This window comes from Campylobacter sp. P0109 (assembly GCF_002138755.1).
GTDB lineage: Bacteria > Campylobacterota > Campylobacteria > Campylobacterales > Campylobacteraceae > Campylobacter > Campylobacter devanensis.
The window spans coordinates 479828-495481 of record NZ_MJKK01000001.1; the positions used below are offsets into that span (position 1 = coordinate 479828).

14 protein-coding genes are annotated in these 15654 nt (G+C 31.0%); 10 read left to right on the forward strand and 4 right to left on the reverse strand.

The window, feature by feature from the left end; all coding sequences use genetic code 11:
* Positions 1–110: 110 nt before the first annotated feature.
* Genes CIGNP109_RS02480 through CIGNP109_RS02490 form a run of 3 tightly spaced genes read left to right on the forward strand, consistent with a single transcriptional unit; the run spans position 111 to position 3512 of the window.
* Positions 111–1523, forward strand: a complete 1413-nt coding sequence (locus CIGNP109_RS02480; protein WP_086228069.1) for a Do family serine endopeptidase — start codon at positions 111–113, stop codon at positions 1521–1523.
* A 45-nt stretch (positions 1524–1568) separates the two neighbouring features.
* A complete protein-coding gene (locus tag CIGNP109_RS02485) occupies positions 1569–2243 on the forward strand; it encodes a response regulator transcription factor (RefSeq protein WP_086224612.1) in 675 nt (224 codons plus the stop codon).
* A gap of 21 nt (positions 2244–2264) precedes the next feature.
* A complete protein-coding gene (locus CIGNP109_RS02490; RefSeq protein ID WP_086224613.1) occupies positions 2265–3512 on the forward strand; it encodes an ArsS family sensor histidine kinase in 1248 nt (415 codons plus the stop codon).
* Here the strand turns inward: CIGNP109_RS02490 and CIGNP109_RS02495 are convergent.
* The 4 genes from CIGNP109_RS02495 to CIGNP109_RS02510 are packed head-to-tail and all read right to left on the reverse strand — an operon-like array spanning position 3483 to position 9155.
* Entirely contained in the window at positions 3483–4739 is a 1257-nt protein-coding gene (locus CIGNP109_RS02495; RefSeq protein WP_086228070.1) for a ComEC/Rec2 family competence protein, read from the reverse strand. The two genes, CIGNP109_RS02490 and CIGNP109_RS02495, sit on opposite strands and share 30 nt — an antisense overlap.
* On the reverse strand, positions 4740–6035 hold the full coding sequence (locus tag CIGNP109_RS02500; protein WP_086228071.1) for a TolC family protein: 1296 nt from the start codon (positions 6033–6035) through the stop codon (positions 4740–4742).
* A gap of 1 nt (position 6036) precedes the next feature.
* Positions 6037–7962, reverse strand: coding sequence for a MacB family efflux pump subunit (locus CIGNP109_RS02505; protein ID WP_086228072.1), 1926 nt, complete (start codon positions 7960–7962; stop codon positions 6037–6039).
* Positions 7962–9155, reverse strand: a complete 1194-nt coding sequence (locus CIGNP109_RS02510) for an efflux RND transporter periplasmic adaptor subunit (protein ID WP_086228073.1) — start codon at positions 9153–9155, stop codon at positions 7962–7964. The genes CIGNP109_RS02505 and CIGNP109_RS02510 overlap by 1 nt, the downstream gene beginning before the upstream one ends.
* A gap of 131 nt (positions 9156–9286) precedes the next feature.
* Between CIGNP109_RS02510 and glmU the strand changes: the two genes are divergently transcribed.
* The 7 genes from glmU to truA are packed head-to-tail and all read left to right on the forward strand — an operon-like array spanning position 9287 to position 15600.
* The gene (gene glmU / locus CIGNP109_RS02515; protein ID WP_180379792.1) at positions 9287–10594 is read left to right on the forward strand and encodes a bifunctional UDP-N-acetylglucosamine diphosphorylase/glucosamine-1-phosphate N-acetyltransferase GlmU; all 1308 of its coding nucleotides are present in this window, start codon (positions 9287–9289) and stop codon (positions 10592–10594) included.
* Positions 10584–11744, forward strand: coding sequence for a bifunctional phosphopantothenoylcysteine decarboxylase/phosphopantothenate--cysteine ligase CoaBC (gene coaBC / locus CIGNP109_RS02520; protein WP_086228075.1), 1161 nt, complete (start codon positions 10584–10586; stop codon positions 11742–11744). Before glmU ends, coaBC begins: the two co-directional genes overlap by 11 nt.
* A complete protein-coding gene (locus CIGNP109_RS02525) occupies positions 11741–12412 on the forward strand; it encodes a hypothetical protein (protein ID WP_086228076.1) in 672 nt (223 codons plus the stop codon). The genes coaBC and CIGNP109_RS02525 overlap by 4 nt, the downstream gene beginning before the upstream one ends.
* On the forward strand, positions 12409–13086 hold the full coding sequence (gene uppS / locus CIGNP109_RS02530; protein WP_086228077.1) for a polyprenyl diphosphate synthase: 678 nt from the start codon (positions 12409–12411) through the stop codon (positions 13084–13086). Before CIGNP109_RS02525 ends, uppS begins: the two co-directional genes overlap by 4 nt.
* The gene (locus CIGNP109_RS02535) at positions 13086–13814 is read left to right on the forward strand and encodes a prepilin peptidase (RefSeq protein WP_086228078.1); all 729 of its coding nucleotides are present in this window, start codon (positions 13086–13088) and stop codon (positions 13812–13814) included. The genes uppS and CIGNP109_RS02535 overlap by 1 nt, the downstream gene beginning before the upstream one ends.
* Positions 13811–14836, forward strand: coding sequence for an LptF/LptG family permease (locus tag CIGNP109_RS02540; protein ID WP_086228079.1), 1026 nt, complete (start codon positions 13811–13813; stop codon positions 14834–14836). The genes CIGNP109_RS02535 and CIGNP109_RS02540 overlap by 4 nt, the downstream gene beginning before the upstream one ends.
* Positions 14833–15600, forward strand: a complete 768-nt coding sequence (truA, locus tag CIGNP109_RS02545) for a tRNA pseudouridine(38-40) synthase TruA (RefSeq protein ID WP_180380003.1) — start codon at positions 14833–14835, stop codon at positions 15598–15600. Before CIGNP109_RS02540 ends, truA begins: the two co-directional genes overlap by 4 nt.
* Positions 15601–15654: the final 54 nt, after the last annotated feature.

Below are 15654 nucleotides of genomic sequence, written 5' to 3' on the forward strand. Positions count from 1 at the left end.
AAAAGTTGAGCTAATGTCAATCAACTTATTTAAATTCATTTGTATAAATATTAAATTTATATTTATCCCTACATAATATAATCCAAAGCAATTTTTTAAAAGGGAATAATATGAAAAAAATAACATTAATATCACTTATAGCAGCCTCAACAATTTTTGGTGCTAATGTAGAATTTAGTGATGCAAACCCAAATTTTAACCGCATAAATCCAACTGTAGATCAAAACTCAATCCTATCATATAATAGTTCAATTCAAAAAGCAAAACAGACAGTTGTAAATATATCAACAACCAAAACTATAAAGGTAAAAAATAATCTAAATAGCCTAATGAATGATCCATTTTTTAAAGAATTTTTTGGTTTTGGTTTTAATATTCCAGAACAAAGAAGCCAAAAAAGCTCATCTCTTGGTTCAGGTGTAATCATCTCTAGTGATGGCTATATAGTTACAAATTATCATGTAATAGAAGATAGTGATGAGATTATAGTATCAATGTTAGATAATTCAAAAGAGTATAAAGCTAAAATAATTGGCTCAGACCCAAAAACAGATTTAGCAATTATAAAAATAGATGCTAAAAACCTAGAACCAGCATATTTTGCTGATAGCTCTAAGCTTCTTGAAGGCGATGTAGTATTTGCTATTGGTAATCCTTTTGGCGTAGGTGGAAGTATCACAAGCGGAATAATAAGTGGATTAAATAAAGATAATATTGGATTAAATCAATATGAAGATTTTATCCAAACAGATGCTAGTATAAATCCTGGAAATAGTGGCGGTGCTTTAATAGATAGTCGTGGTGCCTTAGTTGGTATAAACTCAGCTATTCTTAGCCGAAGTGGAGGCAATAATGGAATAGGATTTGCCATTCCATCAAATATGGTAAAAACAATAGCTCAAAAGCTAATTAGTGATGGAAAGATAACTCGTGGCTACATTGGTGTTATGATTGCAAATTTAACAAAAGACCAAAAAGAGATATATAAAAACAAAGAAGGCGCATTAATTACTAATGTAGAAAAAGACTATCCAGCTAGTAAAGCCGGCCTTCAAAGAGGCGACCTTATCATCAAAGTAGATAATACAATCATAAAAAGTGCAAATGATTTAAAAAATATAATTGGTGCATACTCGCCAAATACAAAAATTAATTTAGAATATGAAAGAGCAGGAAAAATCTACTCTACTAAACTCCAGCTAGCTGATACAGATGTTACTGGTAATACAGCTGAAAATTTAAGCATTGATGGCTTAAGCGTACAAAATTTAAGTGAAGAAATAAAATATAAATACAAAATACCACAAGAGATAAAAGGTATATTAATCACAGATGTCAAAGATGGTTCAAATGCTGCACATACAGGCTTTGAAAGTGGAGATATAATTATTCAAGTAAATGAGAAAATTATAAATAATATTAATGAATTTAGCCAAGAGATAAAAGCGTCAAAAGCATCAAAAAGAAAACCAATAATCTGGATAAATAGAGCCGGAATTTTAATGGGGCTTGTATTGAAATAATAGCTATTTTTGGCTATAATCAGCTCAAATTTATAAGGCAGATATATGATAAAGATTCTAATGATTGAAGATGATTTTGAACTTGCAGAGATATTAAGCGAATATTTAGAGCAATTTGAAATAGAGGTTAAGATATGTGATGATCCATATCTTGGCCTTTCTACTCTTAATACAAATAAATTTGATCTAGTTATTTTAGATCTTACCTTGCCAGGTATTGATGGGCTTGAGGTTTGCAAAGAGATACGCACCAAACATACAATTCCCATCATTATCTCTAGTGCTAGACATGATATAAGCGATAAGATAAATGCATTTGAATTTGGCGCAGATGATTACTTGCCAAAACCATATAATCCCCAAGAGCTTCTAGCTAGAATCAAAAGCCATTTACGACGCCAAAGTATCACAATGCAAGAGATATCTCCAGCTCCAAAAGATCTAGTATGTGATGATTTTCGTCATATTATTACTCTAAAAGGCGAGCCGCTTCAGCTTACAGTTGCTGAGTATGATATCTTAAGATATTTAATTAAAAAAGAAGGTGGCGCTATAAGTCGTGAAGAGTTAATTTATAATTGCAACTCCATAAATGAAGATAGCACAAATAAAAGTATAGATGTTATCATAGGTCGTATTCGCACCAAAATAGGTGAAAATCCAAAAGAGCCAAAATATATCCACGCTATTAGAGGCGTAGGCTACAAGCTAGAACAATAAATTAAAACCAAAAAGGGCAAAATGAGATTTTCATCAATTTTTTACACCATTACGCTTATTTTCGCCCTTGGAATTGGGGCTATAGGAATAGCATTTTTATGGCTTATAGAGTATGATAAAGCCAATTACGCAAGAGAATTGAATACCAAATATTCTATTGTAGCTAGGGCTACTTTACTTCATTTAAATGAGTTAATTAATGAAGATGAGTATAAAGAACAGGTCTCAAATTTATATATGCCCCAAATAGATAATATAGAAAAAAAAGAAAAAATACTAAATCAAGCTGTAATCTTAGAAGAGATTACTACTGAATTAGGATCAAGCGCTATATTATTTTATGAGAAAAAAAACTATTTAAAGGTTACCAAAGATGACAATACTCTACTTCTTATAGATACAGCATATCAGCCATATAGATATATAATTATTCAGATTATTTTTGCTTTTGTAGCTGGAATTATCTTACTTACATATATATTTATTATTCGTAAGATTATGCCGCTTGGAAAGTTAAAACGCCAGATTGATAAATTTGCTCAAGGGGATTTAGAGATCAAAAATGTCGCCACTGGAAATGATGAGATCAGTCAGGTAGCAAGTGCTTTTTATGATGCTGTTAGCCAGATTAAAAATTTAAATAATAGCCGTCAGCTCTTTTTACGCAATATCATGCATGAGTTAAAAACACCAATTACAAAAGGTAGAATTACTGCTGAGATGATTCAAAAAAATAAAAATCAAGAGCGTTTAATCGATGTATTTGAGCGACTTGAGAGCTTAATAAATGAATTTGCAGCTGTAGAGCGTGCCACTTCTAGATTAATAGGAGAATTAAAACCTTGTAAAGTAAGAGATGTAATAGATGAAGCTATAGATATTGCTATGGCTGAAGAGTCTAGCGTTGGAATTGAGGCCATAGATGATGCTACTGTAAAGGCAGATTTTAAACTTTTAGCAATTGCATGTAAAAATATAATTGATAATGCTCTAAAATATTCAGATGACAAATTTGTTAAAATCACTATCACAAACAATGAGATAGTATTTTCATCAAAAGGCCAGCCATTAGAAAATGATATAAAGTACTATATAGAACCATTTACACAAGGAACAAATGCCAAAAAAAGCTTTGGTCTAGGTCTATATATAGTACATAATATCTTAATAGCCCATAAATTAAAACTAATATATAAATATAATAATGGAATAAATAACTTTATCTTTAGTGATATAAATTTAAATCAAGGCAAAAATATAGACAAATAATCCAAGTAACGCCAATAAAAGCATTATCCACTTTTTATATATTGCTAATAATGCAATAATATTATACCCTATAAACTGCCATAGCTCCAGATTAGCCTTGCCTTGAGCTGGTGCAAATTCAATAAATCTAATCATAAAATCATCAAAAAGCCCGCCTATTCCAAAAAAATGCAAAAATAGACTAACTGGATAAAATATTATAAAAACATAAGATAATGGAATTACGCTAATTTGATACCAGCTAGCTATAGGAAAAAAGTAATAAACAGGAATATTCATCGCTAAAAATACAAAAATCTCAAGAATTAAAGTATGCATCAAAATTCTCTTTAAACTACTAAGGTCACTTCTATTGCCAAAATGATAGATATATAAAAATATAAAATATACCCCAAGACATGAAAAATAAAATCCGATAGAAAATAGTAATTGCGGACTAAAAGCTAATCCAATCAATATTGCTAAAATCAAATTTCCAAAGCTAAAAACCTTAAGCCCACGACTAAGCAATAAAAACCCAACCACACCCATAATATATGAACGCAAGAAACTAGGAGTAAAATCTAAAATATATAGATAAAATCCCATTAAAATAAACAAAATCAAACTAATATAAAATCTTAAATTTAAGTATGGAAAATATCGGTCTTGCAACGGCACAATAGTAAATCTAGCTACAAAAAATACAAAAATAAATATTACACTAAGATGAAATCCGCTAATTGCAATAATATGCGCAATTCCCCAGTGAGTAACATTTTGACGCAACTCTTTACTCATTGGAGTTGCTAAATATAAGGCGCTATATAATTCTTGCATTTTAGGATTTTGATGTTGAGATATGATTGCATTTTTAAGAATATTAGCAAGACTATAATTTATATCAAGCTTACTAATCTTAAAACTAGGCAAGAAAAATCTACCAGCAATATAATCTTTAAATTTAAGATTTTTAGTTATTATCCCTACTTCGCAACTACTACACTTTGGCAAGCTCTTAGAGCGAGTATAAAATATAAAGTTATCACTTTTAAACTGCAAAACATAATACTCGGAGTTTTTTCCTTGTCTTTTATCGCTAAATAAAAGATCAGCCTTAATAAAGCTATATGGCTTAACTTTAAAAGCTTCATAACTTCTAAACTCTAGATACAAATTTAGAGTAAAAATCGCAATACAAATAGCAATAAATACTCCAAATTGTCTAAAGTTAGAAAATAAATTCATCTACTTTGCAATGGCTTTATAGTAGCTTAGCTCATCATTTAATAGCTCAAATTTTTGATTAAGGAGTGAAATTTGGGCTGAGATTAGATTATTTTGCGCCTCTAATAGATCTTTTAACTCAGCACTTCCTTCATTATATTTACTCTTATAAATTGCAACAATCTTAGCTTGATCGTTTACCATTATGGCTAAATTATCATATGTTGCTTTATCAGTTTGATAAAATAATAGATATTTTAAAGACTCATTTATGGCATTTTTTAGCGTTTTTTCATAGCTAAATTTAAGTTTATTAAACTCAAGCTCACTAATTTTAATATGTTTTTTAAGCTTAAAATAGTCCAAAAATGGCAAACTAAAACTCACAACTCCACCAAGCTGATTAAAATCAAAGCTATTTTTAAACTCTTTATCGCTATCGCTTAAATTTGCACCAAGACTAAGACTAGGCAAAAGCTCTTTTTGACTTAGACGATACTCATAAAAGCTCGAATTTAGTTTTGCTACTGCTTCATTAATATCTGGACGATTTGAAAGCTCACCAACATCAAACTGGCTAATTCCTATAAATTCAACACCATCTAAGCTAAGCTCATCAAACCTTTTATCACTTCTAGTAAGATTTTTTAAACTCTCATAGTTAGATTCTAATGATCTTTGTGTAGAGTGAATTTGATTTTGAATTTTTAATATATTTTGAGAACTTTGCTTAATAGCTAAAAGCTCCTCTTTACCATTTTCAAATTTAACCTTAACTATATCATCAAGCATCTTTGCATTATCTAAATTTTGCTTTAAACTACGCAAAGAGTCATTAAGATATAAGATATTAAAATAACTATTTGCTACTTGACTAATAATAGTCAATCTTAAATTATCCAATGTTAATCTACTAGAGTGCATTATCCACTCTTTTGATTTATAATTATCATATATCTTACCAAATATATCAAGTTCATAGCTAAGGCTAAATTTAGAATTAAATTTGCTGCTAAACTCATCACTTTTGCCTATATCTCTACTGCTATTTGCTCCTATCTCGCCACTCATTGATGGGATATAGCCATCACTTGCTATACCTGCATTTAGCATAGCTACTTCTAAATTTAACACCGCTACACCAATATCTTCATTATTTTTAAGAGCCAAATCAATAAGCTCATTTAAGGTAGTTTGGTTAAAATCTTTATGCCACTTAGGAGTATAAAACTCAACATCTTTAATCTCATAATCTAGCTTTTTGCCGGTACATCCGCCAAAGATAATAGCTATAAAAATAACAATTATATATCTCATTTTAATCCCTTAGTAGTGCATCAATTGGATTTAATTTAGATGCATTTTTAGCTGGAATATAACCAAAAATTATCCCAATAAGACTAGAAACTCCAATAGCTATAATAATCGAAGCTGTGCTAAATATCATCGTAAATCCAGTATCTAAAGCATTTATAATAGTACCAACTAAATATGCTAGTCCAACTCCAATTACCCCGCCAATAGCACATAGCAATATCGCCTCTATTAAAAATTGAAGTAAAATATCTCTACTTTTAGCACCAATTGCCATGCGAATACCAATCTCTTTAGTCCTCTCAAATACACTTACAAGCATAATATTCATAACCCCAATTCCGCCAACCATCAGTGAGATAAAAGCCACTCCAGAGATTAAAAGACTCATTGAATTTACAGTGCTTTGAACGGTTTGCATAATAGTATCTGAATTTATAGTAAAAAAGTCCTTTGTCCCTCGCATAGAACTCATAGCCTCTATTATCCCGCTCTCAGCTACTTGAGCATTTACCTCATCATTAATTTTTACAATTATTGATCGAATGTTTTGTTGGCCTGTTAATTTATTTACTGCTGTAGTATATGGTAGATATACAGTAATATTATCAGCACCAAATGAGCCTGAATCCTTATATCCTACTCCTATAATTGTAAAAGGTTGTTTATTAAATATAATTGTTTTGCCAATAGGATCAACACCTTCAAAAAATTCTTTTTGTGTTAAATTATCAATGATAATATTTGATCTTGAAAATCTTAAATCATCAAATTCAAAATCCCTACCATGCGTAATTGTTACCCCAGAGACATTAAGCAAATTTTCACTTCCGCTTCTTAGACTTGCATCTATATTTTTATTGCCATATGTGAGTAATCCAATAGCATTAATCCTAGGCGTAGCATAATCTACAAAGCTAAGACTCTCAAGCATCTTATAGCTCTCAATACTAAAATCTTTTAACTTTCTAGCATTTTTATCACCAAAATTTTTACCTAAATGCAACGTAATTGTATTTGTTCCCATACTATTGATATTAGCTAAAATCTTTTGCTCACTACCTTTGGCTAAAGCAACTACACAAATTACAGAAGCAATACCTATAATAATACCAAGCATAGTCAAAAATGATCTAAGCTTATGCGATTTAATCGCTCCAATACTCATCATAAAGCTCTCTAACAAACGATCTTTTAAAGCTTTGAAATTTGATTCTATAGATATGTTTTTAGAGCTTTTTTCGTAACATTGATTATTTTTTATATCATCTTTAATTATATTGCCATCTTTAATCTCTATGATACGATTTGCCCAACTAGCTATATCTTTATCATGTGTTACTATTATAATTGTATGGCCATCTTTGTGAAGCTCTTTTAAGATCTGCATTACCATCACACCACTAGCACTATCAAGCGCTCCAGTAGGCTCATCACATAGCAAAATCTCCCCACCATTCATCAGCGCTCTAGCGATACTTACACGCTGCTGCTGACCGCCACTTAGATAGTTTGGCATAGTATCTATTTTAGACTCTAGGCCAAGTTTTGCTAGAAGCTCTTTAGATCTATTTAATCTATCATCTTTATTCATTCCAGCATAAATTCCAGGCAAGGCGACATTGCTTTTGACATCATTTGAACTAAGTAGATTATAACGCTGAAAGATAAAGCCAAATTTTTTTAATCTTAAATTTGAGAGTTCATCTTTATTAAATTTACTTATATCTTTACCATCAAGCTCATATTTACCACTTGTTGGAGTATCTAGACAACCCAATATATTCATAAGCGTACTCTTGCCGCTACCTGATTGCCCTATAATAGCTACAAACTCACCCTTTTTAATCTCTAAATTTATCCCTTTTAATACCTCTGTTTGAGTATCACCGACTTTGAAGGATTTACGGATTTTGCTTAGCCTAATCATTAAAACCTCATCATCGGTCTTTTAGAGCCATTCATCATATTTTGCATACTAGCTGAGTTTAGATGAAAATATATTACCTCTTCATTTTCGCTAAGACCGCTTAGAATTTGTGTATTTATACCATTTGTAATTCCTGTAGTTATAGCTCTTTGTTCGATTTTATCACCATTTTTAATATATACAAATTTACCATCTTTACCTGATTTTATCGCCATTGTAGGTAGATATAAGACATCTTTATTTTCAGTAATTATTATTTTATTTTCTGTTGTCATACCTATACGCAAAATCTCATCGCTATTATCTACATTTACCTTAGCATAATAATATACAGCTGAGCTTGAGCTAGTACTGCTTGAATTTGAATTTGAAGTGGAGTATTTGCCATCACTTAAAGTAGTCAAACCTGGGTCAATTGAGCTTATATATGCGGTAAATTTTTTAGTATTATTTGAAAGAATCGAGTATTCTACCTTATTTCCTACCTTAATATTTGGTATATCTCCTTCGCTAACTTGCAATCTTATCTCCATTTTGCTTAAATCTGCGATATTTACTAAGGTTGGAGTGGTTTGATTAGCGTTGATAGTTTGACCAACCTCTACTGGCACAGATACTACAACTCCATCAAATGGCGCCCTAATATCAGTATAGCCCAAATTTGTTCTAGCAGTATCTATCTCAATTCCAGTTTGTTTAATTTGAGCTTCTATCTCTTTTAAACTAGCTAATTTTAAACTATAAGTATCTTTAGCATTTTCTAAGCTCTCTTGGCTTGTGGCGTTTTGTTTAGCTAGGTTTTGCTCCCTTTTATACTGCTTTAATGCGATATCAACTGAAATTTTAGCCGAGTTTAACTTCGCTTCTAAAATCTCCAAAGCCGCAAGCTGCTGGTCTAGTGTATTTTGTTGTTTTATGCTATCTATTTGAGCTATTTTATCTCCAGCTTTTACCTTATCGCCTACTTTTACATATAGCTCTTTTATCTGACCGCTTACTTGAGCACCAACATCTACTAGATTACTAGCAAATACCTCACCTACTGCATCTACACTTTGTATGATATCTCCGCGTTTAACAACTGTTGTGATATATTTATCTTTTGGCTCATCATCTTTTAATCCCCACCATAAAATAGCCCCACTAACAGCTATAAGACCGGTAATAATTAATAATTTTTTTGAAATTTTCATTATTTTCCTTAGAATTTTTTATTGCCATTGTATGAAATTTATGTAAATTTATTGTTAAGATTGTAATTTAGATTTAATCAATTTTAACCATATTTAGCTACAATATTGTCAAATTTCATCCAAAAGAAAAGATCATGAAAAATATATCAATAATTATACTAGCAGCTGGTAATGGTACTCGTATGAAATCACCTAAATCTAAAGTTCTACACACTCTAAGCGGTAGATCAATGATTGCTCATGTAGTAGAAAAATCGCTACAAATATCTGATGATATAACAGTAGTTTTAGGCTATCAATTTGATGAAGTAAGCTCAGAGATAAATAGAGAATTTAATAATATAAATATTGTCGCTCAAGATACTATCAACTTTCCTGGAACTGCTGGAGCCGTAATGGCAGCAAAACCTAAATTTGATAAAACTCTAATAATATGCGCTGATATGCCACTAGTTGCAACTAGCGAACTAATATCACTAACTCAATCAAATTCTGATATAACTATAGCTGCTTTTGAATCTAAAGATCCTTTTGGATATGGTAGAGTAGTAAAAAATGGCGATCAAGTTATCAAAATAGTAGAACAAAAAGATGCCAACGAAGATGAAAAAGCAATAAATCTATGCAACGCTGGGGCTTACTGCTTTGATACGGCTTTATTAAATTCAGTCCTACCACAGATAAATAACCAAAATGCAAGCAATGAATACTATCTAACAGACGCCATAGAACTAGCGTTGAAAGCTGGCAAAAGCGTAAGCTCTGTCTTAGTAAATGAGCAAAACTTTATGGGTATTAATGACAAGCTAGCTCTAAGCAAAGCTGAAAATATAATGCAAGAGCAGATAAAAGCAAATTTGATGAAAAATGGCGTTATCATTAGACTTCCTCAAACTGTATTTATAGATAGTAGAGCCAAATTTGAAGGAGAGTGCGAGATAGAGAGTGGCTGTGTGATTAAAGGCGATTGTCTTATTAAAAACTCTATAATTAAAAGCAGTTCAGTTATAGAGTATAGCACCGTAATTGATAGTGATATTGGTCCGATGGCACACCTAAGACCAAAAAGCCACATAGTCTCTACTCACATTGGCAATTTTGTAGAGCTTAAAAATGCAAATTTAAATAGTGTAAAGGCTGGCCATTTAAGCTATTTGGGAGATTGCCAAATTGATAGTGGAACAAATGTAGGATGTGGTACAATCACTTGCAACTACGATGGTAAAAACAAACATAAAACCATAATAGGCAAAAATGTATTTATCGGTAGCGATACACAGCTTATTGCGCCACTAAATATCGCTGATGATACTCTAATAGCAGCAGGTTCAAGCGTAACACACGATAGTCAAAAAGGCGACCTAATCATAGCTAGAGCCAAACAAAATAATAAAAGTGGATTCTTTTATAAATTCTTTGGTAAAAAAGATGAAAAATAAAAATATTCTCTTAGCAGTTTGTGGGAGTATTAGCTTTTATAAAGCTTATGAAATTTTAAGTCTGCTTAAAAAAAATGGAGCCAATGTTAAAGTATTACTAAGCGATGGAGTTCTTAAATTTGCTACTCCGGTTGGCTTTGAAGCCCTTAGCGATGGTGTTTTAACATCGCTTAATGAGAGCTGGACAAATGGCTTAGATCACATAAGCTTTAGTAAAAATGATCTGCTTATCATCGCACCAGCATCAGCTAATAGTATCAATAAAATTGCAAATGGAATAGCTGATAATATATTTTTACAAACAATTCTAGCAGCCTCTTGTCCTAAGATTATAGCTCCAGCTGCTAATAATAATATGCTAGATAATCCAGCCACAATTCGAAATTTAAAAATTTTAAATGATGATGGTTTTACAATTATTGAGCCAATTACTAAAACTTTAGCTTGTGGAGATTATGGAAAAGGTGCATTAAATGAGCCATGGCTAATTGTAGAAACCGCCAAAAGAGTATTAAACCAAGATGAGTTTTACAAAGGCAAAAAGGTTATAATCACCGGTGGTCCAACAACTGAAAAAATAGATGATGCAAGAGCTATTACCAATCACTCAAGCGGTAAAATGGCTAAAGCTTTAGCTGATAGCTTTTACTATGCTGGGGCTGATGTTGTATTTATTAGCTCTATTGATTTTAACACCCCATATAAGATAATCAAATTTAAAAGCTCAGACCAATTAAATAGCATATTAAATCAGCAAATAGTCGCTCCAGATGATATATTAGTAATGTGTGCAGCAGTTAGTGATTTTATCTGTGCTAATCCCAAAGATGGCAAGATCAAAAAAGATCAAATGGAAGATAAAATTGAGCTAAAATTAAATATCGATATATTAAAAAATCTAAATTTAAAGTGTAAAAAAATTGGCTTTAAGATGGAAATGGACGCTAAAAATGCTCTACATAATGCTAAAAATATGCTAATGGATAAAAATCTTGATGCAGTGTGTTTAAATATCTTAGGAGATGATATTAAATTTGGCTCCAATGAGACCAAAATAAGCTTTATAACCAAAGAGACAGTTATACAAACAGAACTAACATCAAAAGAACTAGTCGCATCACAAATTACTAAATTGGCAAAAAATATATGATAAATAAATTATCTAAAATTCAATCTGCTCAAATATCAAATAATATTCCAACAATAATAAACTCAAGTTTGCCAGTTATCATAAAAGTATTAGAACAAACTAGATTTAATCGTTATAATATTAAATTTGGCACCAAAACAATCAGCACTACAAGCTATAAAGATCTAGAAGTAGGAAGCGAATACTATGCTAATATCGGATCTCAAAGCGGCGGTATGATAAGTATAAACTCTCTTACTAAAAGAGAGATTATAAAGCCAGTTTTAGATGATGGAGTAGCTCTTATTGAGATGGTAGCAAGCTCGCAAAATCTCTCATGGCTAATACCATATATTAAATCCAAAATGGCAAATCCACTCTCAAAAGATGAATTTAGCATATACGCAGATATGATTATGGCATTAAATGAGAACATACTTCATATACCATTTTATTATGATAACCGTTCTGCATTAATACAAATTTTACTTGGGAAAAATCCTAAAATTTACCTGATATTTTCTTTATTTGCACCAATAATTATCTCTATAAAAGATGAAAAAATTCGCCTAGTTAGCTCACCTTATGTTAGTCTTAGCAAGGCCTTAGCTGATGAGTTAGGATGCGAATTTGAAATTAAACAAGTATCACCTCTATGGCAAAAAACAGTCATAAAGGCTACAATATGAATATATTAAATCATCTAGCTATAATTATGGATGGCAATGGAAGATGGGCTAAAAATCGCTCTTTAGTACGGACTAATGGCCACAAAAAAGGCGCAGATGTGGTCAATGATATTGCCATATATTGTGCTAAAAATAATATAAAAAATTTAACACTTTATGCCTTTAGCACAGAAAACTGGAAACGACCAAAAAGCGAAGTTGATTTTTTACTAAATTTGCTTTTGAAATTTATCAAACTCAAAGAGGAGCTTTTTTTACAAAACAATATTAGATTTCATACTATAGGTGATTTAAGTCCATTTAGCAATAAACTAAAAGACGCCATAGCAAATCTAAAAAATAAAACCCAAAACAATAATGGATTAAATTTAATCCTAGCAATAAATTATGGAAGTCAAAATGAGATTACAAGAGCTGTAAATTTAGCTCTTAAAAATGGATATAAAATTACAGAACAAAGCATAGCCAAACATCTAGATAGTGCTAGCTTTGGAGATGTAGATCTGCTTATTCGTACTGGTGGAGAACAAAGGCTTAGCAACTTTTTATTATGGCAGTCTAGCTATGCAGAACTAGCATTTACGCCAACTCTTTGGCCAGATTTTAACAGCAAAGAACTTGAAGAAATTATAGCTAAATTTAAATCCATTCACCGTAAATTTGGGGCAATTTAATGTTGCTAATATTTTTTATTTTTGGGATATGTCTTGGTTCATTTACTACAGTTTTAATCACTCGCATACCTATTGGAGAGGATTTTGTCTTTAGTCGTAGCCGCTGCCCAAGCTGCGCTAAAAAGCTTGGCGCTACTGAGCTTATACCTATACTTTCGTGGGTAATGCTTAAAGCAAAGTGTAAAAACTGCAAAACAAAAATTTCGTCATTTTATCCGTTATCTGAACTAATAGTAGGATTTTTGGCAATTTTTGCCTTTTTTTTAGAATCAAATTTAATCTTAGCTATGCTTTTAGCGTTAATTTTTGCTATATTTTATGCCCTTGGGGCGATCGATTTTAGACTAAAAGCTGTTCCAAATTATCTTCTAATGAGTGGATATTTTTTGGCTGTATTATATGCTTCTATAACTCAAATTAACAATATTTTAGACTCATTTATCATAATTGGTATTATGGTAATACTAAAAAGCACTCTAATGCTACGCCCACGCCATCAAATTTTAGAACCAATGGGTGAGGCTGATAGTATTTTTATCGCTTCGATGGTGGCGATTTTAGGGCTTGAGTGGGGATTTATAGCTCTATTTTTAGGCGCATTAGTTCAGCTTTTTATCCACATATCTATAAAAGATAAAACCATTGCATTTATTCCGGCACTTTTTGGCGGATTTATCGTTGCTGCAAGCCTTAAGAATTTTACAAATATAAATTTAGGATTAATATGAATAGAGTTAATCAATATCTTTTTAGTAGCTTTTTATCGACTTTTGCCTCTTTATTTGCTACGCTATTTTTAATAGTTTCAATTGTATTTTTTATCCAAATTGCTAGAATTACTAGCTATATAGATATTAGTTTTTTTGAGCTTCTTAAATTATATCTATTTATGCTTCCACAAATTCTACTTTTTACCATACCTATTGGATTTTTTGTTGCTTTAGCGATGAGTTTTTTTCGTCTTTCAAGAGAAAATGAGAGCATAGTTATATTTACCTTAGGATACAATCCAAAAGATATAGCCAAATTTTTTCTAAAAATATCAACTATACTATCAATTACGCTATTATTTATAGCTCTTGTTGCAATGCCTACTGCAATGAATTTAAATAATAACTTTGTAGCATATAAAAAAACAAAACTAAGCCTAAATATAAAACCAAGCGAATTTGGGCAGAAATTTGGCGAGTGGATGGTATTTATAGATAAGCAAAATATAGATGAAAATCTCTCAAAATATGAAAATATTGTATTATATAATCACAACAAAGATAACGAAAGATTTATTACTGCTAGTAGTGGCGATATCACAAATGAGAATGCAAGACTAAATTTAATCTTAAAAGATGGCTATATTTATGATATTAAAGATAATAAATGGAATGTTTCAAAATATGACTTACTAACGATTCGTTCAAATATACAAGATAGTTCTAATGATAATTTTAGTATAGCTGCATACTGGAAACAAACCAGTAGCGATCCAAAAGTTGCTAAAAATCTTACAATATACTGCCTTATCGCCCTATTCCCTCTAGCCAGTACTCTATTTGCACTAAGCTTTGGAATTGTAACATATAGATATGAAAAAGGTATGGTATATATTGGAATATTTGCTGTTTTATCGGCATATTTTACAGCAATTTTACTACTATCTAAACATCCATTTTATGGAATTCCGCTTGTTTTTGTTGTTACATTTTTATTAAGTCAAGTAGCATTTATAAATAAAGTGGTAAAAAAATACTGATGAAAATAGCTCTCAAATATAGCTACAACGGCTCTAAATTTAGTGGCTCTCAAACACAACCAAATGTCCAAGCCGTAGAAGATGCTATAAATGAAGCATTAAATCATGTAGGAATTTATGAACCAATACTATCAGGCTCTAGAACCGATAAAGGCGTTCATGCATTAAATCAAATATCAACCGTGCATTGTGGCGATTTTTGGAATTTAAATAGATTAAAAGATCAAATTAGCCGCCATCTTAGCCCATATATTAATCTTAAAGATATATGGATTGTAGATAAAGATTTTCATCCTAGATTTAGTGCAGTAGCTAGAGAGTATAGATATATAATCTATCATGGTGACAAATCACCATTTTTGAGTGATTTTGTATATTTTTATCCAAATTTAGACTTAAAAAGATTAAATTTAGCACTTGCTTGCTTTATTGGTAAGCAAGATTTTAAACCATATTACAAAGTTGGAAGTGGTGAAAAATCAACTATTAGAGAGATTTACAAAGCTTATGCGTATCAAATTCAAAAATCTGCATTTAGCATAAATAGATATAGCGATAAACCAAATTTAACTATTATTAAATTTAGAGCCAATGGCTTTTTAAGAGCTCAAGTTAGGCTAATGGTCGCAAACGCTATAAAAGCTGCAACTAGCGATGAAAAGCTAGAGGAATTTATAGAGCTTCACAAAGCTCAAAAGCCACTAACAAAAATGCCCGCTCCACCAAATGGACTCTATCTAAAAAAGGTATTTTTTAAAACTTAAGCAATACTAGATTATATTTTACATTTATTTGTAAAAAATTTACAAGCATAACAA